Source organism: Citreimonas salinaria (assembly GCF_900107235.1).
In the GTDB taxonomy this organism is placed as follows: Bacteria; Pseudomonadota; Alphaproteobacteria; order Rhodobacterales; family Rhodobacteraceae; genus Citreimonas; species Citreimonas salinaria.
The window spans coordinates 110,453-130,328 of sequence record NZ_FNPF01000003.1; the positions used below are offsets into that span (position 1 = coordinate 110,453).

24 protein-coding genes are annotated in these 19,876 nt (G+C 68.3%); 3 read left to right on the plus strand and 21 right to left on the minus strand.

The window, feature by feature from the left end; all coding sequences use genetic code 11:
- Positions 1–69: 69 nt before the first annotated feature.
- Entirely contained in the window at positions 70–960 is an 891-nt protein-coding gene (locus BLW27_RS04780) for a GNAT family N-acetyltransferase (protein ID WP_089880071.1), read from the plus strand.
- 306 nt (positions 961–1,266) lie between these two features.
- Here the strand turns inward: BLW27_RS04780 and BLW27_RS04785 are convergent, their stop codons facing one another.
- Both BLW27_RS04785 and BLW27_RS04790 read right to left on the minus strand, forming a co-directional pair.
- Positions 1,267–1,830 carry a peptidylprolyl isomerase gene (locus tag BLW27_RS04785; protein ID WP_089880073.1) on the minus strand — a complete coding sequence of 188 codons (564 nt, stop codon included), beginning with the start codon at positions 1,828–1,830 and terminating at the stop codon, positions 1,267–1,269.
- On the minus strand, positions 1,823–2,332 hold the full coding sequence (locus BLW27_RS04790) for a peptidylprolyl isomerase (RefSeq protein WP_089880076.1): 510 nt from the start codon (positions 2,330–2,332) through the stop codon (positions 1,823–1,825). The genes BLW27_RS04785 and BLW27_RS04790 overlap by 8 nt, the downstream gene beginning before the upstream one ends.
- Positions 2,333–2,474: 142 nt before the next feature.
- On the opposite strand from BLW27_RS04790, the gene BLW27_RS04795 reads away from it, so the two are divergent.
- Positions 2,475–3,668 (plus strand): phosphoglycerate kinase, encoded by a 1,194-nt coding sequence (locus BLW27_RS04795; RefSeq protein ID WP_089880078.1) that lies wholly within the window; start codon positions 2,475–2,477, stop codon positions 3,666–3,668.
- A gap of 143 nt (positions 3,669–3,811) precedes the next feature.
- Complete coding sequence (locus BLW27_RS04800) at positions 3,812–4,114, plus strand: FtsB family cell division protein (protein WP_089880081.1); 303 nt, start codon at positions 3,812–3,814, stop codon at positions 4,112–4,114.
- A 13-nt stretch (positions 4,115–4,127) separates the two neighbouring features.
- Here the strand turns inward: BLW27_RS04800 and cysE are convergent, their stop codons facing one another.
- From cysE to BLW27_RS04895, 19 genes are all read right to left on the minus strand, one after another.
- Positions 4,128–4,937 carry a serine O-acetyltransferase gene (cysE, locus tag BLW27_RS04805; protein ID WP_089880084.1) on the minus strand — a complete coding sequence of 270 codons (810 nt, stop codon included), beginning with the start codon at positions 4,935–4,937 and terminating at the stop codon, positions 4,128–4,130.
- A 213-nt stretch (positions 4,938–5,150) separates the two neighbouring features.
- Entirely contained in the window at positions 5,151–5,480 is a 330-nt protein-coding gene (locus BLW27_RS04810) for a DUF7742 family protein (protein WP_177177822.1), read from the minus strand.
- Positions 5,477–9,409, minus strand: a complete 3,933-nt coding sequence (locus tag BLW27_RS04815) for a baseplate multidomain protein megatron (protein WP_089880086.1) — start codon at positions 9,407–9,409, stop codon at positions 5,477–5,479. The genes BLW27_RS04810 and BLW27_RS04815 overlap by 4 nt, the downstream gene beginning before the upstream one ends.
- A complete protein-coding gene (locus tag BLW27_RS04820; RefSeq protein ID WP_089880089.1) occupies positions 9,409–9,843 on the minus strand; it encodes an NlpC/P60 family protein in 435 nt (144 codons plus the stop codon). Before BLW27_RS04820 ends, BLW27_RS04815 begins: the two co-directional genes overlap by 1 nt.
- Entirely contained in the window at positions 9,840–10,727 is an 888-nt protein-coding gene (locus BLW27_RS04825) for a DUF2163 domain-containing protein (RefSeq protein WP_089880092.1), read from the minus strand. The genes BLW27_RS04820 and BLW27_RS04825 overlap by 4 nt, the downstream gene beginning before the upstream one ends.
- Complete coding sequence (locus BLW27_RS04830) at positions 10,727–11,359, minus strand: DUF2460 domain-containing protein (protein WP_089880097.1); 633 nt, start codon at positions 11,357–11,359, stop codon at positions 10,727–10,729. Before BLW27_RS04830 ends, BLW27_RS04825 begins: the two co-directional genes overlap by 1 nt.
- 12 nt (positions 11,360–11,371) lie before the next feature.
- Positions 11,372–12,028 carry a phage tail tape measure protein gene (locus tag BLW27_RS04835; protein ID WP_089880100.1) on the minus strand — a complete coding sequence of 219 codons (657 nt, stop codon included), beginning with the start codon at positions 12,026–12,028 and terminating at the stop codon, positions 11,372–11,374.
- A complete protein-coding gene (locus BLW27_RS04840) occupies positions 12,028–12,225 on the minus strand; it encodes a rcc01693 family protein (RefSeq protein WP_089880102.1) in 198 nt (65 codons plus the stop codon). Before BLW27_RS04840 ends, BLW27_RS04835 begins: the two co-directional genes overlap by 1 nt.
- The gene (locus BLW27_RS04845) at positions 12,212–12,544 is read right to left on the minus strand and encodes a gene transfer agent family protein (protein WP_089880105.1); all 333 of its coding nucleotides are present in this window, start codon (positions 12,542–12,544) and stop codon (positions 12,212–12,214) included. The genes BLW27_RS04840 and BLW27_RS04845 overlap by 14 nt, the downstream gene beginning before the upstream one ends.
- A 2-nt stretch (positions 12,545–12,546) precedes the next feature.
- Complete coding sequence (locus BLW27_RS04850) at positions 12,547–12,966, minus strand: phage major tail protein, TP901-1 family (protein WP_089880107.1); 420 nt, start codon at positions 12,964–12,966, stop codon at positions 12,547–12,549.
- Between the two features lie 51 nt (positions 12,967–13,017).
- Positions 13,018–13,422, minus strand: a complete 405-nt coding sequence (locus tag BLW27_RS04855; protein WP_089880111.1) for a DUF3168 domain-containing protein — start codon at positions 13,420–13,422, stop codon at positions 13,018–13,020.
- On the minus strand, positions 13,419–13,760 hold the full coding sequence (locus BLW27_RS04860; RefSeq protein ID WP_089880114.1) for a head-tail adaptor protein: 342 nt from the start codon (positions 13,758–13,760) through the stop codon (positions 13,419–13,421). The genes BLW27_RS04855 and BLW27_RS04860 overlap by 4 nt, the downstream gene beginning before the upstream one ends.
- The gene (locus BLW27_RS04865; RefSeq protein ID WP_089880755.1) at positions 13,757–14,353 is read right to left on the minus strand and encodes a head-tail connector protein; all 597 of its coding nucleotides are present in this window, start codon (positions 14,351–14,353) and stop codon (positions 13,757–13,759) included. The genes BLW27_RS04860 and BLW27_RS04865 overlap by 4 nt, the downstream gene beginning before the upstream one ends.
- Positions 14,354–14,515: 162 nt before the next feature.
- Positions 14,516–15,697 (minus strand): phage major capsid protein, encoded by a 1,182-nt coding sequence (locus BLW27_RS04870; RefSeq protein ID WP_089880759.1) that lies wholly within the window; start codon positions 15,695–15,697, stop codon positions 14,516–14,518.
- A gap of 30 nt (positions 15,698–15,727) precedes the next feature.
- Positions 15,728–16,270 carry an HK97 family phage prohead protease gene (locus BLW27_RS04875; RefSeq protein ID WP_089880117.1) on the minus strand — a complete coding sequence of 181 codons (543 nt, stop codon included), beginning with the start codon at positions 16,268–16,270 and terminating at the stop codon, positions 15,728–15,730.
- 85 nt (positions 16,271–16,355) lie between these two features.
- Positions 16,356–16,583: a GTA head formation protein, RCAP_rcc01685 family gene (locus tag BLW27_RS04880; protein WP_089880119.1), complete on the minus strand. Its 228-nt coding sequence runs from the start codon at positions 16,581–16,583 to the stop codon at positions 16,356–16,358.
- Positions 16,576–17,790 carry a phage portal protein gene (locus BLW27_RS04885; protein WP_089880122.1) on the minus strand — a complete coding sequence of 405 codons (1,215 nt, stop codon included), beginning with the start codon at positions 17,788–17,790 and terminating at the stop codon, positions 16,576–16,578. Before BLW27_RS04885 ends, BLW27_RS04880 begins: the two co-directional genes overlap by 8 nt.
- A 168-nt stretch (positions 17,791–17,958) precedes the next feature.
- A complete protein-coding gene (locus BLW27_RS04890; RefSeq protein WP_089880125.1) occupies positions 17,959–19,239 on the minus strand; it encodes a DNA-packaging protein in 1,281 nt (426 codons plus the stop codon).
- A 1-nt stretch (position 19,240) separates the two neighbouring features.
- Positions 19,241–19,639 (minus strand): hypothetical protein, encoded by a 399-nt coding sequence (locus tag BLW27_RS04895; RefSeq protein WP_089880127.1) that lies wholly within the window; start codon positions 19,637–19,639, stop codon positions 19,241–19,243.
- Positions 19,640–19,876: the final 237 nt, after the last annotated feature.

A 19,876-nucleotide genomic window follows, 5' to 3' on the forward strand; every position in this document is an offset into this window, starting at 1 on the left:
GGGCGTGGCGCGTGCGGAATCATGCCCGCGATTAACCACGCCGTAAGCAAACGGGCGGTTAATGCCCGCATGATCCCCCTGCCCCAGTTCCACGACTCTCAAGACGCCCTGCCCTGCGTGCCGTTGCCGCAATCGCGCGAATTCGCGCGCGCCCTGGCGCTGCTGGGCGCGCCGTTGCGGCGGCGCGAGGCCGGCGGCGTGACGTGGCAGGCGCGCGAGCGGCGCGCTGGTATTGCCGTCATCTCGCGCGGGCCCGTGGGGGCCGAAGCGGACCGCCACGCGTGGCTTGCGTCGATCGCGCGGCACCAGCCGGGGACGGTGCTGCTGGAGGCGGACGGCTTCGGGCCCGAGGCCCTGCGGCAGGCCGGGTTCTGGCCGCTGGTCACGCCGGCGAGCCTGGCGATGCTGCCCTTGGGTGACAACGGCGCGATGCGCGCCGCGATGCACCAGAAGTGGCGCAACCGGCTGGTCCGGGCCGAGCGCGCGGGGCTTCAGATCATCCGCAAACCGTTGGAACGCGGCCACTGGCTGTTGGGCGCCGACGCGGCGCAGGCGCGCGCGCGGGGTTACCGGCCGCTGCCGCACGCGGTCTCGGTGGCATTCGCGCAGGCCAATCCCGGCGGCGCGGTCGTGTTCGAGGCCCGAAAGGCCGGCCTGCCGGTGGCGGCGATCCTGGTCCTGCGGCACGGGGCGATGGCGACGTGGCAGACCGGGCATGCGACACCCTCAGGCCGGCGCTTGAACGCGATGAACCTGCTGCTGTGGCACGCGATGACCGCGTTGGCCGAGGACTGCCACGCGATGCTGGACCTCGGGCTGGTCAACGGCGACGACGCGCCGGGCATCGCGCGGTTCAAGCTGGGGACCGGGGCGCGGCTGCACCGGCTATCGGGAAGCTGGCTGCGCTTCAGCGCGCTGGCGCCGGTGGCGCGGCGTCTGCCGTTGCGGTTGGCGGGGTGAGGACGGACGCGAGCGGGTCGCGTACAGCCCTAGGCGGGTGCGGCCAAGGACTTCTGCCCCAGCGCCGCGGATGTTCCCCGGGGCATTTTTTGAACGAAAGAAGCATCTGCGGCGGCGTGCCGGAGGGACTGTCATGCGTGCTTAAAGGCAGCGGGGAAGCGGCCTGTTTTCCCTTGGCGCGTCGGCGACTGCGGAACGGCGAAAGACGGTGACGGCGGAAACGCGAAGGCCGGGCGCTTCGGGGCGCTTTCAAGCGCGCCCGGAGCGGGCCCGGCCTTCGATCCGACGGGGCGTGCGCCCGCGCCGCTACTCTTCGGTGACGCGGACGTCGGTCATGACGTCGGGCTCACCGGTGACGGCGCCGTTGGGGCCGTCACCGCGCTTGATCGCGTCGACCACGTCCATTCCTTGCGTCACTTCGCCGACGACGGTGTACTCGCCGTTCAGGAAGGGGCCGGGCTCGAACATGATAAAGAACTGCGAGTTCGCGCTGTCGGGGCTACCACCGCGGGCCATGCCGACGACGCCACGCTCGAAGGCGAGGTCGCTGAACTCGGCCGGCAGGTCGGGCAGGTCGGACGCGCCGCGCCCGGCCATGCGCATGTCGAAGTCCTCGGCCGAGGAATCGCCGAACTGCACGTCGCCGGTCTGGGCCATGAAGCCGTCGATCACGCGGTGGAAGACGACGCCGTCATAGGCGCCTTCCTCGGCCAGGGTGGTGATGCGCTCGACATGCTGGGGCGCCACGTCCTCGAACAGGTCGATGGTGACGGTGCCGTTGGCCTCGCCGGCGACGTCGATCTCGATCTCGGTGGCGAAGGCGGGGGCTGCGAGCAGCGCGAGCGGGGCGATGAGGCTGAGTTTAAGCATCGGCGGCCACCTTCACGGAAATCATGCGGTCGGGGTTGGCGGGCGGCTCGCCCTTGGTGATGGCATCCACGTGCTCCATCCCGGAGACGACGCGGCCATAGACCGTGTACTGCCCGTTGAGGAAGTGGTTGTCCTTGAAGTTGATGAAGAACTGCGAGTTCGCCGAGTTCGGGTTCTGGCTGCGCGCGGCGCCCAGCGTGCCCCGGTCGTGCGGCAGCTTCGAGAACTCCGCCGGCAAGTCGGGCTTGTCCGAGCCGCCGGTGCCGGCGCGGCGGAGGTTGAAGCCGTCGCTTTCTGCGTTGCCGTGCTCGACGTCGCCGGTCTGGGCCATGAAGCCGTCGATCACGCGGTGGAAGACGACGCCGTCATAGGCGCCCTCGCGCGCGAGCTCCTTCATGCGCGCGGCATGCTGGGGGGCCACGTCGGGCAGCAGCTCGATCGTGACGGTGCCGCCCTTGAGTTCGAGCAGAATGGTGTTTTCCGGGTCCTTGATCTCGGCCATCGGTCTCTCCTGTCTGTGTCGCATCACACCTAGTGTCCGGCGGCGGCGATGCCAAGCGGGCGTTGACGCAAGGCCCCGGACGCGGCAGACACCCGCCAGAACGCCGGAAACGGGACGCCCGCAACGCGAGAGAGGACACCACATGGCCTGGAAGACGCTGGACGACATGGATCTGCGCGGCAAGCGCGTGCTGACGCGGGTCGACATCAACGTGCCGGTGCGCGACGGCGAGGTGACCGACGCCACCCGGATTGAGCGCATCGCGGCGACCGTGCAGGACATCCTCGAGCGTGGCGGCAAGCCGGTTCTGCTGGCGCATTTCGGCCGCCCCAAGGGCGAGCGGCGCGACGACATGAGCCTGCAGCCGCTGATCCCCGCGCTGGAGCGCGTGCTGGGAACGCGGGTGGTCTTCGCCGCCGATTGCGTCGGCGCGGGCGCGCAGGCGGTGGTGGACAACCTCGGCGAGGACGAGGTGGCGCTGCTGGAGAACACGCGCTTCCACCCGGGCGAGGAGAAGAACGACGACGCGCTGGCCGAGCAGATGGCGCAGCTGGGCGACGTCTACTGCAACGACGCGTTCTCGGCCGCGCACCGGGCGCATGCCTCGACCGAGGCGCTGGCGCGCAAGCTGCCGGCCTGCGCCGGTCGGCTGATGCAGGCGGAACTGCAGGCGCTGGACAGCGCGTTGGGCAACCCGGAGCGCCCGGTGCTGGCGGTGGTGGGCGGGGCCAAGGTTTCGACCAAGCTGGACCTACTGTCGAACCTGGTCGAGAAGGTCGACATCCTGGTGATCGGCGGCGGCATGGCCAACACGTTCCTGGCCGCGCAGGGCATCGACGTGGGCAAGTCGCTGGCCGAGCACGACATGGCGCAGACCGCGCGCGACATCGCCGAGAAGGCCGCCGCGAAGGGCTGCGAGCTGCTGCTGCCGCGCGACGTGGTGGTGGCGCGCGAGTTCAAGGAAGGCGCCGACAGCCAGGTCGTGCCGGTCGAGGACTGCCCCGCCGACGCGATGATCCTGGATGCCGGCCCCGACAGCGTGGCGCACGTGAAGGGTGCGATCGAGCGGGCGAAGACGCTGATCTGGAACGGGCCCCTGGGGGCGTTCGAGATCCCGCCCTTCGACGCGGCCACCAACGCCGCCGCCGCCTTTGCCGCCGAGCGCAGCGCCGAGGGCAGGCTCGTGTCGGTCGCGGGCGGCGGCGACACGGTCTCGGCCCTGAACAAGGCGGGCGCGGCGGAAGATTTCAGCTACGTCTCGACCGCCGGGGGCGCGTTCCTGGAATGGATGGAGGGCAAGACCCTGCCGGGGGTCGCGGCGCTGGATCAGGGCTGAGGCGGCGTGGCGGCCGTGCAGGAATGCCACGGTCGGCGGGCCGGTTCGCGCCGCCACGCGGTCAACGCTTTTTCCGCCGCGCGCGGTCTGGCACTTCTGGGTGAGCGCCCGGACAAGAGGCGCGTGGACGAGGTCGCAGCAGAATGAGCAACCGCAAGGCCAGCCCGGCGATCGGAGTGCTGATCTTCTTCGCCGTCGCCCTGTCGTTGTCTTCCTATTTCATCTTCGCCGCGGTGCAGGGCGATTACGGCCTGTTCCGTCGCGCCGAGATCGCGACCGAGGCCGCCCGCCTGGAGGTCGAGCTGGCCCGACTGAGCGCGGACGTCAAACGGATGGAGAACCTCACCCACCGGCTGTCGGACGAGGCACTGGATCTCGACCTGCTGGACCAGCAGGCGCGCGATGTTCTGGGGCTGGTGCGGACCGACGAGATCGTCGTCCACTGACCCGTACGCCCGCCTAGGGCTCGTTGCGCAAAAGTTGATCCATGTTGACCGCGGGCTGAGAGCATCCGGCTTCTCCCACAATGCGCGCGGGCACGCCGGCGACCGTCTTGCACGGCGGCACCGGGTCGAGCACGACCGAACCGGCCGCGATGCGCGAGCAATGGCCGACGGTGATGTTGCCCAGAACCTTGGCCCCCGCACCGATCAGCACTCCGTCACCGATCTTGGGATGGCGGTCTTCCTCTTCCTTGCCGGTGCCGCCCAGCGTCACCGAATGCAGCATCGAGACGTTGTCGCCCACCACGGCCGTCTCGCCGATGACGATGGAATGGGCGTGGTCGATCATGATCCCCTTGCCGAGCCGGGCGGCCGGATGGATGTCGACGCCGAAGACTTCGGAACTGCGCATCTGGAAGAAGTAGGCAAGGTCCCGGCGTCCCTCGCGCCACAGCCAGTTGGCGAGGCGGTAGGCCTGCACGGCCTGAAAGCCCTTGAAGAACAGCATCGGCTGCAGGAAGCGGTGGCAGGCGGGATCACGTTCGTAAGTGGCGGCGATGTCCGCGCGCGCGGCCAGGCTCAGGTCCGGGTCGGATGCGTAGGCTTCCTCGCAGATCTCGCGCAGGATCTGTTCGCTCATTTCGCCGTTGGCGAGTTTCAACGAGGTCCGGAAGCTGAGCGCGCGTTCTATCGTGGGGTGGTGCAGGATCGAGTAATGCACCATGCCGCCCAGCAGCGGCTCGTCGGCGACCGCTTCGCGCGCCTCACGCGTGATGCGCGCCCAGACCGGATCGGCTTCTGCGAGGTTCGTGCGTGTGACTGCCATCCGATTGCTCCTTCCGCGCGCATTCCTAGCAGATAGGACGCGAAAACCGAAACGGCAATTCGGAACTGGATCGCCTGCGGAACGTGGCGCGCGCGGAAGGGCGTGGTCCGGCCGGTGCGCAAACGGCACCCGATCGCCAAGGGCAGGCATATGAAAAACGCCGCGCGAGGGCGCGGCGTTTCCGGGACGGCTGCGTGCCGCCATGCGTTGCGGTCAGGCGACTCTCGCCCGAAGCCGATGGGACGCCGCAGGTTGCGCGGACCGCGCCGTGTCCGCCAGAAGCGCGTCGATCATCAGCCCCAGACACGACAGGTAGTCGCGGTTGTCCAGCATGGGCTCGGGCGCAGGGCCATGTGCCAGCGCGGCCGACATCAAGGTCCCGTTCCCCAGCTTCGGATGCGCGCGGCCGGTGAGCAGGCGGTAGGCGTCTGCGCACGCTGCCTCGTGGATCATGCGTGCGGCCAGCGCGTGCCGGCATTGCGGCGGCACGGTCAGCAGCACGCGCGCGGCGGTCGTCACGTCGCCGTGAACCAGCGGTCTCATGCCGCCAGCCTTGCGAACGGGCCCGGCCCGTACCGGTCCGAGATCTGCGCCACGGCGATCTCGACCGAACCGCCCTCGCCGTCCCGCGCGCGGTCCGACGCGCGGTAGGTCCAGTGCGGCGCCGCGGTGGCGACCTCTCGCAGGACCGATCCGCCGCGCATGACGCGCACCAGGTAGGCCTCGCGCTCTTCGCCCAGCGGAACGTCGTAGCCATCCCACCCGTCGCCGTCGACCCGGGTGCGGCGTACCCAGCTGACCAGAAGGTCCGCACCGTCGGCCCGCGCGCGCAGGTGCGCCGGGCGGTATGGCCGCAAGCCGTTGCCGTCGAAGGTGCCCCTCAGGTGCGTGAAGCTCGGATCGTCGTAGCCACGCTGAGCGGGACCGATGCGGAAATGCCGCTGGACGCGCCGCTGCGCCGACGACAGCGCGATCTGCCGCGGTGCCCCGTTCAGGACGACGACAAGCGAACCGGCCGGCCAGACCTCGGGCATCAGGCCATCGCTGCCTGCCTGCCCGCGCAGGCGGTGCGACAGCGACCAGCGATCCTGCGCCAGCAGGCTGGCGTCGCGGAACTGCAGCAGCTCCCAGTTGCCGGGCGAACCGTCGCCGATCGCCAGCAGGTTGCCGCCCGCCAATAGCTGCGTATCCGAAATCGACTGCAGGGCGCCCGAGAACAGCCGCACCTCGAGCGGCGCACCGCGGTCGATCAGCCCCGATCGCGCAGCTAAAAGGGCCGTCTCGGTTACGCCGATCACGGACTGCGCAGGGACGATCCCGTTCAGCGCATAACCTTCGTCCTGCGCCGCATCATATAGCGCGACTGATCCCGGCCACGGCGTCGCCGTCACCGCGATGTGGGGCGCATGGGGCAGCTCGTCCCCGGTCATCAGCGGCAGGTCCAGAAACACCGGCGACACGGGTACGGCGGGTGTGAAGGGCCGCAGCGGCGCGCTGTCCTCGGGGAAATCCGAGGGCCGGAACACGTCCGGTTCGATCCGCACCGCGTCGATGATCTGCCGGTCAGTGACCTCGACCCGGTCGACGCGCGCCAGCACTGGCCCGGAGGTCGCCTGGACCCGGATCACGTCGCCCGCACCGATCGCAAGCTGCGAGGGCGGCAGCGCGAAGCGCATCGTGTCGCGGGCGATGCGAGCCTCGGACAGCCAACGTTCAACCGTCTGGCGGCCTTCTGCACGCGTCAGCGCAAGTGGAAGCTCGCTTTGCGAGACCGCGTGGGTGCGCTCGTCGGGCAGGATGGCCTCTTCGGCCGCCACCTGGTGGTCGGCGTCGGCCAGCACGAACTTCAGCCTGACCCGCCCGGTCATTTCCGCTTCACCCTCGCGCGACTCGAGGATCGCGCCGTCGATCTCGTCGAGGTCGGCCATCTCGTCCGGCGACAGGTCGATGGCGCCGGCGCCGGACCGCATGCGGAACACCAGTGCGCCGTCGCGCTCGATCGCGTCGAACCCATAGGCCAGCATCAGCGGTTGCAGCGCCTGGCGCGCATCCGCGAGATCGGGGATCACGTAGCCGCGGATGAAGCCGTGCAGCGCCGTCGTATCAATCCGCATGAGGCCCGCGCGCGCGCAGATCTCGGTCACGACCGAGGCCAGCGTACGGCCGGACGCCCGACCGTTGAGCCAGTGACCGCGGCAATAGTTCGGGCCGTCGGTCCATAGCGTCTCGCTGCTCGGGAACCACGGATAGGGGCGCGCGTCCCATGCCCACACGAAGGCGCGCTCGATGTCCAGCATCGAGCCGCCGTAGAGGTCGGACACCGGATTGTTGTCCGGGTCGCTCCAGTATTCGAGCGTCGCCGCCAGATACTGGTGCTGGATCAGCTCGTCCCGCAACCCGTTCGAATGATGCGGCAGATCGCTTTCCGAGCTTTTCGCGTCGAGGAACTTGTTGGGCTGGTTGGCGCCCTTGTCGATCGCGGCGCAGCCGAACTCGGTGAACCAGAACGGCTTGGACCGCGGAATCCACGCAGTCGGCTCGGACTGGCGAATGCCGCCGATGCGCTCGTGATGGTGGTTGTCCCACCAGCCGCGAAGGTCCTTGTAGCGCCAGATCCACGGCTCGTCATGCGCGCCGTCCTCGATCGGGATACGACGCTGGGCCGCACGAGACTCGGGGCCGGAATAGTACCAGTCGTATCCCTCGCCGCCCTCGATGTTCGATTTCAGATAGGCGAGGTTGTAGATCGACCCCCACTCGGCATCGGCATGATCGTCGCCGTCGCGCCAATCGGACAGCGGCATGTAATTGTCGATCCCTACGAAATCGATATTGCCGTCACCCCAGAGAGGGTCGAGGTGAAAGTAGACGTCGCCGCTACCGTCCTGCAGATGGTAGCCGAAGTATTCCGTCCAATCCGCGGCGTAGCCGATCTTCACCTCAGGCCCGAGAAGCTTGCGGCATTCGGCCGCCAGCGTGCGAAGCGCGTCCACCGCGGGAAAGCCCGACGCGCCGCGGATCTGCGTCAGACCGCGCATTTCCGAGCCGATGCAGAACGAGTCGACGCCGCCGGCGGCCGCGCACAGCGCCGCCTGGTGCAGGACGAAGCGCGAATAGCCCCACTCGTCGGGACCGGAATATGTGACTTCACCATTCTCGACGCCGAAGTCTTTGGCGGTGGCTGCGCCGAAGAACGCCGACACCTCTGCCGCGGCGTCGATCGTGCCGTCCGGCGTGCCGGCCCGCCCGGGCGCGATGCTCGTCGTGATGCGCCCCCGCCACGGCAAGGCAGGCTGATCCGCATTCCCGCTCCAGGGATCGGTCCGCGCGTTCGTTTCCAGCTGGTCCATCAGGATGAACGGGTAGTACATGACCGCGAGCCCCTGATCGCGCATTCGCCCGATCGCCTGAACGACCGACTGATCGGCCGGGGTGCCGCCATAGACCGGGCTGCCGTCCAGAACGGGAACGGTCGACGCCGCCGCCCGCGTCAGGCCGCCGACCCGCCACGGCATCGAAGCCGCGTCATGCGCAGTCTGCACGACCTTGGGCCGGATGGAACACGAACCGCAACGCAGGTCGTCGCCGAACCAGCTTACGATCAGAGAGACGGCGCCGCACTCGGGCATTTCGGCACGCAGTTGTTCGAGCGCGACGTTGAAGTCGGGTTTTCCGCCGGGGTTGTTGACGTTGACCACGGCGCGTCTTGCACCCATATCCGAGAAAGGTGCAGACGCGTCCGCGTAATGCATATGAACAGGGCTGGCCGCGAGCGCATATTCGCCCGTTCCGGGAATCATCGCGACAGCGCGGATCTTCTTCGGCACTGCGGACTCGTCGCTCAGGTCGGATCGGGTGACTTCAAAGCTGAACTGCGGCACGCGGTTGCCGAAACGGCCAAGATCGAGGTCCTCCAGCACGACATAGGCGGTGCCGCGGTAGGCGGGCACCTGCCCCACCCCCTCGACGGCCTCGATCTTGGGGTCGGGCAATTGATCGACGGTGCCGGGATAGACGCGCATGTTCAGATCGCCCGGGGCGATCTCTGCGCCGTCGGCCCAGACACGGCCGACAGAAGTGATCTCGCCTTCGCACAGGGCGAGAGCGAGGCTGACGGAATAGCTGCATTCACGCACCCGGGGACCTGCCGGTGCGCCCTTGCCTCCGCCAGTGCCACCGCGTTTGCGCGCATGCTCGGTGAACTCGCTCGCCCAGATCACATGCCCGCCGACCCGCATGCGACCGAGAACCTGCGCGATGGGCGCACCCTCGCCCGCGCCTGTCAGGCGGAAACGGTCGATGCGCCCCGTCTCCACCGCGTCAGAGCCCTGGCCGAGCAGGCTCTGGTTCAGGCGGCGCCCGAGCGCTGCTCCGGCGAATCTGCCGACGGCTGTCATGGAAAGCCCCAGCACGCTACCGCCGAAGGAGCTGCCGATCGCGGCACCGGCCGCGGAAAGAAGGATCGTCGCCATCACTCAATCTCCAGGGGAAGGGCAAACCGGGCGACGACGCGACGCGCCCAGGCGTGACTAAGGGGGCTTTCGATGACACCGTGCCCGGAATAGGCATGGATGAAGCTGGCCTCGACCCCGGTGCGCGCTTGGATGCCGACATGCTTCGCAATCGCGCCGTCCCGCATCCGGAAAAGCAGGACGTCTCCAGGCGCGGGTCGGTCCAGCGCCCTGCTGCGCAAATGGGCCTGACCGGCGGACATAAGCAGTTCATCCCCCTGCGGCTCGCCCCAGTCGTGCGTATAGGCGGGCAGCGCGGCGGGCTCTGCGCCTATCAGCTCGCGCCAGACGCCGCGCAGCAGTCCCAGGCAATCGGTTCCCGCCCCCTTCGCCGAGGCCTGATGCACGTAGGGCGTGCCGATCCAGCTGCGGGCCGCGTCCAGAACCACGCTCATCTCCGGCTGCCTCCGCCGAGGCGCTTAGCCTGCGCCGGGCTTACGACCATCCAGTCTTCCTCGGGAAGATCCGGGAAGCCGCGGAAGTTGACCTGGTTCGCGAACTTCAGACAGCAGGTTTCGAACCGCTTGTCGCACCCCGCCTCGATGACGATCCGATCACCAGGTTTCGTCTGCGCGCGCAGCGGCGAGGAAATCTCGATCAGTCTTTTGCCCGAATCGTCGATCCGGTCGCGTTTGATGCCCGCACCGAGGCCCGCCGCATCCCCGTCGACGACGCGCAGGCACCCTCGCTGAAACCAGCCTAGTTCGAACATCGGCAGCATTCCGAAGTCGAAAACGCGGTTCTCCGTAACCGACGCGATCACGCCTTCGAAGCGGTAGCCGGTCTTCGACATGTCGAACCGGCAGTCGGCGTTCCCCAGTACAGCCGAGCACGGCTTCTGATAGGCGCGGCCCATCGGCCGGTTCAACGCGTCGGTCAGACCGCGCAACTCGGCGTGGAAGGCGCCGGCACCGCGCCGGATCTCGCCGATATGGCCGCGAAACATGACCCGGCGCGCCGACACGTCCGCCCAGTTCACCAGCCATGCCGTGACCTCGGCGCCGTCAAAGCGCCCTGCGGCAATGTCCGCCTCGCGAATCGCCGAGTCGGAGAGCGCACCCATGGCCTCGGTGTTGTCGACCGACAGCCCCGTCGCTTGTTGAAGTGCACGCGCCGAAAGGCCCGTATCGGCGCGAAAGACCAGACCGTCAAAGGCAAGGTCCATATCGTGATCGGTGAACCCGAAGCGCACACCGTCGGTGCGTGTGACGGCCCAGGCTCGCGCGACGGACGTCGAGCCGGTTGCGAGATGGCGATGAAGAGCATCGACGCCCGGCATCACACCCGAACCTCGACGACCGGCACGTCGGGAACCTGTCCCGCGTGGAAACTGGCGACGCTGACATGGATGCGATCGATGTCGAAGCGCACCGGGACGTCGAACTCGAAGCCGGCGCTGACCTCGGCGCCGGACAGCGGCGGCTCGACGAATGTCACGATGCCCGTCGCGCCGTCGACCTCGAAGTCCACCCCCTCGTATTGCGGCACGTCCTGGACGGCCGCGGTGACCGTGCCGGAAACCGGCTTGGTGATCGGTCGGGCATAGCTTTCCGAACCGGACCGGTAGGTCTTGATCAGCTGGAAGCTTCTCGTCGCCCCGTCGCCGCGCGCGATGACCTGGTCCGTCGGCGCGGTCGCCCGCGACGGCGTGCAGGATTTGTAATCCGCCCAGTCCTTCCAGCGAAACGCGTGCAGCTGCCCTTGGCGCGCTTCGAAGAAGCCGATCAACTTCTCGACGTCATCGAGCGAGCGCAGGCCCAACCCGGCATCATAGCGCCGCCGCGAATGCGCCCACGGCGTGTTGCGCTCCTCGAATCCGCTCGTCAGTTGCACGATATCGGTGCGTCGCTCCGGTCCGCCGACGGAGCCGAAGCTGAGGTCGGCGGGAAATCTCACGTCATGGAAGGCCATGTGTTCCTCCGGTTACCTGTTGCGTCCGCCACGGCTGAGCGCGCGGCTCATCTGGGCGGCGATCTGGCTCTGGCTGCGCTGGAAGCCCTGGACGTCGGGCGTCGAGATGTTCATCACCACCGTGACCGGCCGCGACCCGCCCTGCGCACGCACGCCAAGCTTGCCGTCGGGCCCGCGGCTCAGCGGCATGATTGCCTCGGGGCCGGCCTCGCCCATCAGACCGGTACCGCCCCGCATCGGGAAGGTCGTGGGCCCGTTCACGACGCCGCCCGTCGCAAAGGGCATCACGCGTCCCTGCGAGAAGCTGCCGCCGTCGGCGAAAGCGCCCCCGAAGATCGTCGAGATACCATTGGCCAGCATGCCGCCCACGTGGCTTGCCACCGGCTTCACCGCGGCGCGCCAGGCGGTGTTGATCATCGAATCCGCCACGGTCTTCAGCGCGTCGGACAGCTTCATGCCATCCAGTACGACGCCGTCGATCGCCCGCGTCACGCCGCGCGACAGCGTAGCCTCCAACCGGGCTGCATTGCGGCCCGTTGCGGAAAAGGTCTCGTTGATGCGACGCAGCTCGGCGTCGAACGACGACGCCATGCCGACCGCCCCGGATAGGGACCGCTCCAGCACATCGACCTCGTCGCCGAGGTCCGACAGCTTCTCGTAATCGCTCATCACGACGCTCCTTCATTGCGGTCGGGAAAGGCCGCCATCAGTTCGGACAGCCGGTCCCGGCTCATTGCGGGGCGACCTGCATCTTGGCCCAGCAGCAGCTGCAACTCGGCCGGGGTCAGGTCCCAAAATTCCGCCGGGCGCAGGCCAAGTCCGTGCATCCCGGCGCGCATCAGGGCGGGCCAGTCAAACGCCGCCATCGGCCTGGTCCGGCAGCATGAATGCGCGCGCCAGCAATTCGGCGGCCGCGCGTGCCGCGGCCATCGGTCCGCCCTCGATCTCGACCGACAGCAGGTCCTGCGCCCGCCCCGCCCAGCCACCGCCTCGCAATCCGGCCACGATCAGCGCCAGCACGTCCCGCGTCGAGAAGGCGCTGCGTTCGAAGCGTTGAACCAGATCGACAAGCGACCCGCTTTCGAGCCCGGCCTCCAGTTCCGCCAGCGCGCCCAGGGTCAGACGCATCCGGTGACGCTCGCCATCAATGACAAGCGCCACCTCGCCCCTCCACGGATTGGCCATGATCAGACGGGCTGCGCGGTGAACTGCAAAGCGCCCGCCGAGGCCAGCGAGACCTCGTAGGTCGCCTCGCCGTTATGCGAACCGGCGTATTCGATCGCCGTGACCTGAAACGCGCCCTGGACCGTGCCGAAGTCCGGTATGATGACCTGAAAGTCGGGCGTCTCGCCGTCGAAGAAGATCTGGCGCGCGCGCTCGTCGGTCCCAGCGTCCTTGAACACGCCCGAGCCGGAAATGTTCGCCGACTTCACGCCGGCGCCTGCCAGCAGCTCTCGCCATCCGCCTTGCGATTCCAGCGTTGTGACGTCCACCTGTTCGGCGTTGAAGCTGACGCGCGTCGCGCGCAGGCCCGCCATCGTCTCGAACTGGCCGCTTCCGGTCAGGTCGACCTTGACCAGCAGGTCCTTGCCGTTTTGTGCACCCATCGTAACTCTCCGTCGTGTGGTTGCGCGGCGAAAACCGCGCGGGTTTCGGGGTCAGACGTCTTCCACGCGTGCGCGGAACGTCAGGTCAATGCGGCGCAACCCGCTGTCCCGTGCGGCCGTCGCCCGGCGGAACCAGAGACCCACGAGCCGGCCGCGCGTCAGCGCAAGATCAGCCCGGTCGAGCGCATCGCTGATCGCCGCCGCGGCCTCCTTCGCGGTCTGGAAGCCTTCATTCTCGGTCACCACCGAGATGACGAGTTCGTGCCAGGCGCCGGCGCCGCTCGCGTCGCTGGCGTCCTTGGCCGTCTCGGCGCCCAAGGCGACGTAGAGGCGCGGAAGCGTACCCTGCGGCATGGCATCGAAGATGTTGCCCGCGACAAGCGCGTTCAGCGCGTCGTCCGAAGCAAGCCGTTGATACACGGCCATCTGCAGGGGTGCGGCAAGCGCATAGCTCATGACGCGATCTCCTCGACGCATTGGCAAAGAAGGTAGCGGATCGCCGGCTCGTCCTCGGTCACCGCGTCGATCCGGAAGACGCGTTCGCCCATGCGGAACCGGTGACCGGCCACCGGACGCGCGCTGTGCCCTTCGGGCGCGGCCCGCACGATCACCTGGAACCGCGCCACCGAGAGCGAACCCGCATCGCTGTCCGAAGTCATGCGGCCGGTGCGCGGTCGGACCTCGGCCCAGAGGGTGCCGAGCGGTGCCCAGCTGTGCACGAACCCGCCAGCGCCATCCTCAAGGCGCGTTCCCGCTTCCAGCACCAGGGGTCGGTTCAGGAGGACCCTGCTCATGCGCTGAACCCCAGACGTATCGGCGCGTAGCGCGCGATCAGGCTCGTCACGCCGAACGGCATGCAACCCTGGCCTAAGGCCGTTTCGTCGCGATATTCGTAGTAGTGCGCCGCCAGAAGCAGCACCGCCTGCCGCAGATCCGCCGGGATGGCGTCGAACCTGTCCCCGTAGCCCGAGTCGAAGCGGATCTCCGCGCGCCCGTGGCTCGGCACGCTCGGCAGACTCGCTCCCCGTGCCTTCAGAACGGGCGCATAGGCGTCCTCTTCCAGCCGCCACCGTTCGGCGGGAACGACCGACACGGTCGCGCCGTCGGCATCGATCAGGGTCACGCTTTCGATCCGGGTGACGGGGGCCACCGGAAGCGGCTGCGCATGGTGGTCGCGCCAGGCGCTCAGCCGCAGCACGAAGCGGCGGGACAACAGCGCCTTGCCGACACGCCCTTCGATCGCGGCCATCGCCGCACGCAGGAACGAGCCGAGCACGGGATCCTGCAGACTGTCCTCGGCAAAGCCGGTGCCCAGCCGCAGGTGCTGCCGCAAATCGGCAATCGGAAGACCCGCGTCCTCGACCTGAGTTTCTTCCAGCAAGATCATGTTCATTCTCCGAAATCCCGTCCCGCGTTCCGCAGGCAAGCAGAGGTGGACGCGCGCCGCCCACGCCGCTCGTGCGGAGGGGAGCTGCTGGCCGACGTGACCGTTGATGCGCGCGCCCGGGCCGGCCGGAACCTTCAGGTCCGGCCGACCGTCTCAGGCGCTTCAGACGGCGCAGCGCAGCAGCTTGATCGCCGCAAAGTCACTGACATCGCCGCCGACGCGCTTGGTCGCATAGAACAGGACATGCGGCTTGGCGCTGAACGGGTCGCGCAGGATGCGCAGGTCGGGTCGCTCGGCGATGGTGTAGCCGGCGCCGAAATCACCGAATGCAATCGGAGTGGCATCGAGACCGATGTCGGGCATGTCCTCTGCGATGAGCACGGGATAGCCGAGCAGACGGGCCGGCTCTCCGGTCGAGAAGCCGTCGGACCACAGGTGACGCCCGTCCGCGTCCTTGAGCTTGCGCAGCGCGCCGGCGGTACGCGAGTTCATCACGAAGCTCGCCTTTGCGCGGTAGACCGCACCCAGCGCGTAGACCAGGTCGATCAGCGCATCGCCGCTGCCGATGTGGTCCGCGACGCCGGTGGCGATGTAGCCGAGGCGGCCCCACGACCAGCTGCCCTCGACGACGGCGGTGTGGTTCAGGAAGCCGCGTGGCTTGTCGATGCCGTCGCCGTTCACAAAGGCCGACGCTTCCGAGCGCGCGAACTTGTCGGCGATACGCGTCGCCAGCCAGGTCTCGACGTCGAAGGCGGTGTCGTCCAGCAGGCGCTGGGATACCTTCGGCATGGCGTTCAGCTCGTAGAGCGGGATCGAGATGCGGTCGATCGTCGGCGTGTTGGTCTCGGCCGTGGCACCGGTCTCGTTCGCCCATCCGGCGCCGGTGTCGTTCTGGTCGATCAAGACGTCGAAGGACGACGACTCGACGTTCACGATGTTGGCGATCGCCCGGATCGACGCGGTGGATGCCAGAGTCGACTTGATGATCGCCGAGGTCTGCGGATCGACCAGGAAGCCGCCGTCGGAATTGACCGCCGCTGACAGCGCCTTGCTCTCGAACTCCAGACCGCGCAGGCCGTCGTCGTCGCCCGAGCGAAGGTAGGCGTCGAACGCCTTCTGGTGCGGCGCGTCGAGTTCGGCGGCCGAAGTGGACAGCGCCGGGCGGGCCGCGCGGGCGTTCTTGTGATCAAGCATGGTCAGTCGCTCTTCCTGTTTGTGAAGCTTCTGTTGAAGGTCGGCCTGGAGGGCCTTGAAATCCCCGATCAGTCCCGCCATCGCGGCACTCACCCGGGCGACCGGAGACACATCTTCCCCGGTCCGAGACGAAATCTCGGATGCGCTCATGGACATTGCTTCCCTCATGAGTGGCGCGCGTCAGACGCCCGCCAGGTTGCGGCGCGCGTCCTCGAGGACTTGCGCCAGTTCGCGCCAGCTGGGATCCGAAGGGTCCTCGCCCTTGGATGCCACGCGGGCACTGGGCAGCATCGGGAAGGTCACCAGCGACACCTCCCAAAGCTCCAGTTCGCTGAGGACCCGCAGGCCCTTCTCGTTCTTGCGCGCCCTGACCGTGCGGTAGCCGATCGACAGCCCGTCGATCGCGCCGGCCTCGATCAGCGCGGCGGCCTCTCGGCCACGTTCCACCGTGTCCAGCAGCCGGCCCTTCACGTAAAGACCGCGCTCGTCCTCGCGGACCTCGTCCCAGATGCCGATGGGCTGCGCAGGATCGTGCTGCCACAACATCTTCACCGCGCGGTTCTCGGCCGACAGGCGCTTGAGGCTGGCGGCATAGGCGCCGCGCGCCACCACGTCGCCGCCCTGGTCGCAGGCCCCGAAAAGCGAGGCATAGCCTTCGATCCTGAAACCCTCGACGACGGTGACCTCGGTGTCGAAGCGGCAGAACTTGTGTTCGAGATCCATCCCAGATCCTTCTCATGACGTGCGGGCGGCAGGCCTCCCGCGGATTTGGTGCTTTTCCGGCTGCGCCGGGCATGGGGCTTTCGCTTCAGGGCACGGCCATCGCGATCTCGCGGACCACGTCGGCCAGGATCACGGCGACGACGCCGTAGACGGTCACCCACAGCCGCTTCTCCAGCCGCTCGACAAGCGCGTCGAACCGCTCCAGCCGCGCTTCCAGGGCGTCGATCTGCAGCTTGCTGACGCGCTCATGCGCTTCCAGCCGCAGGCCCGGCGCACAGGCGAAGGGCTCGGATGTACGGCGCAGCTCATTCATCTTCGCGCTCCCCGGTCTCGAGCACCGGCAGGCCAAGCAGAGCACGCTTCTCGGCGGTGGTCAGGAAATCGGTCTGCGCCACGCGGCTCCACTGCGCGTCGCGTTCGGTCGCCAGCGCCGGCACCTGGTCGAGATCGGGCTTCAGCGTCACCGCCTCTCCCGCGAAACCCGACAGCCAACGCCCCACCGCGTCGGCAACCCGCGTGGCCAGCGGCAGCACCGTCAGGCGGTAGAAGGCGCGATGCGCCTCGGCGTAGTTGGCGTAGGTCGCCTCGCCGGGGATCCCGAGCAGCATCGGCGGCACGCCGAAGGCGACGGCAATCTCGCGCGCGGCGGCTTCCTTGGTCTTCTGGAACTCCATGTCCGAGGGCGAGAAACCCATCGGCTTCCAATCCAGCCCGCCCTCAAGCAGCATCGGCCGCCCGGCGTTGCGCGCGCCCTGGTGGTTGCTCTCCATCTCCGAGACCAGCCGATCGTATTGCTCGGACGTCATGTGGCCCTGCCCGTCCGTGCCGCGCCACACGATGGCGCCCGAGGGCCGCGCCGCGTTGTCCAGCAGACCCTTGGACCAGCGCGACGCGGCGTTGTGAACGTCGATCGCCTGGGCGGCGGCCTGAAGCGGGCTCAGGCCATAATGATCGTCCTGCGGATGGAAATTCCGGATATGGCAGATCGCCTGAAGGTCTCCGGACACGTCGAAGCGCACCTTCCGCGCGCCGACGGTGTAATCGTAGGCCACTGGCCAGCCATCCTTGCCCGGCACCACTGACATCCGGTCCGACCGTAGCACGTGCAGCTCCAGCGGCAGGCCGGTCGCTTCGCCCACCACCGTCTCGAGGTACCCGTCGCCCGACAGCAGCAGCTGGCCGTACAGTGCCTCGAACAATTCGGCCCGGCCCTGTGCCGGGTTCGGCGCGGTGATCAGGCGCAGCAGCGGATGCGCGGCATAGCGCGTCTGGTCGTCCTGCAGCACCAGCGGCAGTGCCGCGGCCGCCTCGGCGATCAGCTTGACCGCGCGAAACCCCACCGGGTTGCCGGTGAAGGCCTGTTTCGTCAGCGTCACGGTGTCCCGCGGCGACCAGGCAACGCGACCGCTCGTCATGTGCGCAACCACCGGCCCGGTGGCCGAGGCCTTGACACCGGCCGGCCGGGCCGGGGCCATCTCGGTGGCCTGCGCACCGCGCCGCGAGAGAAAATCGAATACCATCGCGCCTTGCTCCTTTTGTCCGCCTTCAGGCAGCATCGCTGCGTTCGGTCGCGCGCCTGCGCACGTCCGGCTGTCGGCTCGATCGGGTCGGATCGGTTCGTCGTGGGTGGCGTGGACCTTGTTCCGCGCCGTTGAAAATCACCCTAGGCTTGGGAAATTAACGCCGCTTCACGGCAGCGTACGCACGTTCGGCAACTGCCATCTCCGCGCCGGTTCGATCATCAGATCGGTCAGCGCCCAAACCAGGGCATCGACGCGGTCAGGGCTGCCGCTGCCGGCGAACCCGGTCTGCGTCATCAGGCACATCTGCGATTCCAGCGTGGCGAGCCCGGCGCAATGCGCCACGCGCCCCTGTTCGTAAAGCGCGGCCACCGGCTCGGCGCGCGTGGTCTTGTCGCGGGTCGCGTGCACTTTGCGCACGGGCAGCAACGGCGCGACCTGACGCAGCACGGTCTCGACCATCTCGCCACCCTGGTTGACCTCGGCCACCACGCGGTCGGCCTTCCAGCGCTCGTGCGCCTGCACCGCCGCCTGAGCCCACCCCGTGGGCGAGACGCCTTGCACGCTCGAATCCTCCAGCACGACCGCGCGCCACTCTTGCGGCGCCCCACGCTGCACAACCCCGACGACGACGATGCCGCAGGCATCGGACTTCCTGCCCGAGCCGGCCGGCGGATCGACTGCAACGACAATGCGCGTGAATTCGGGCAGCCGTCCGGCGCGCGCGCCCTCCAGCATTTCGCTGGTCCACAGCGCGCCGTCGACCTCGTCGACCAGCACGCCGTCCAGTTCCTGCATGCCCAGCCGCGTGCCCTCGTAGCGGGCGCGCACCTCGGCCAGGAACGACGACGCGAGATGCGCGCGGTTCGCCTCGGTCGGAGCGCGCGTCACAACGGTCGACGGCAGCGCCAGCAATTCCTTGACCACGTCCACGTTGCGCGGCGTGGTGGTCACGCAGGCGCGCGGGTCGGCGCCCAGGCGCAGGCCGAACTGCAGCATGTCCCAGGTCTCGCGCGCCTTGGGCCACTTGGCCAGTTCGTCCACCCACGCACCGTCGAATTGCGGCCCGCGCAGCGATTCCGGATCGAAGGCGGAAAAACACATTGCCTCGGCGCCGTTGGGCCACACAAGGCACCGGCGCGACGCCACCCATTTCGGTTTCCTGTCCGGGGGCGAGCATGCCATGATCCCGCTGTCGCCGTAGATCATCACCTCGCGCACCTGATCGAAGGTCTCGCCGATCAGCGCCAGTCGTTTGCACTTGCCGGGATCGCGCGGGCGCGCGCCCTCGACCATCGACCGCACCCACTCGGCGCCCGCACGCGTCTTGCCCGCGCCGCGTCCGCCCAGGATCACCCAGGTCCGCCAGTCTCCCTCGGGCGGCAACTGGTGGTCGTGCGCCCAGAAATCGAACAGGAAGGGGAGCGCAAGGCGCTCCCCCGGTTGCATGCTATCCAGGAACCTCTTCTGCACCGCAGCAGGCGCGGAGGCTATCCAGGCGGCACCGGACCGCAACGCATGCCTGGTCGAGGTCAAGTCCGTATTCCCCGACGATTCCGGTGTCGCGTCTTCTGAGATCGTCAATTTCGGCCTCCGTTTCCCGTGCGGCCCTCAGCCAGTAGCGGATGTCCGCCAGAAGCTTGCCGTCTTCCGTGGTCTTTCCGTACTCACCCGCGCGCAGCTTCCGGCTCAGCGCGCCCACCTGCTCGCGCAGATCGGTCAGCGTGTCGGCAATCGCCTCGCGTTCCTCCTCCAGCTTCTTCAGCCGGCTATCGGCGCGGATCAGAGTCTTGTCTTCGTTGGCGTTGTCATTGTTGTTGTTGGTTTGGTCGTCATACTGCTCGGTCATGCTCGACACCTTTTTTGCCTGTAGGTCTCCCCCCCAGAGAGCATCGGGCGACGGTGGAACTTCTGCCCCGACCCGTCGCCCTCAGGTCCAGCACAGCCACGACCCTACCCCCGCGAACCTTTCCAGGCTTCCCTGGCGCCGCTCGGGAAATTCACCACCCGTCAACCTTCGTTGACCAAGGGCGAACGCCAGGGCTGGCCGCGCTTGCCGCCGTTCCGCGGCTCTGGCATGCACGGC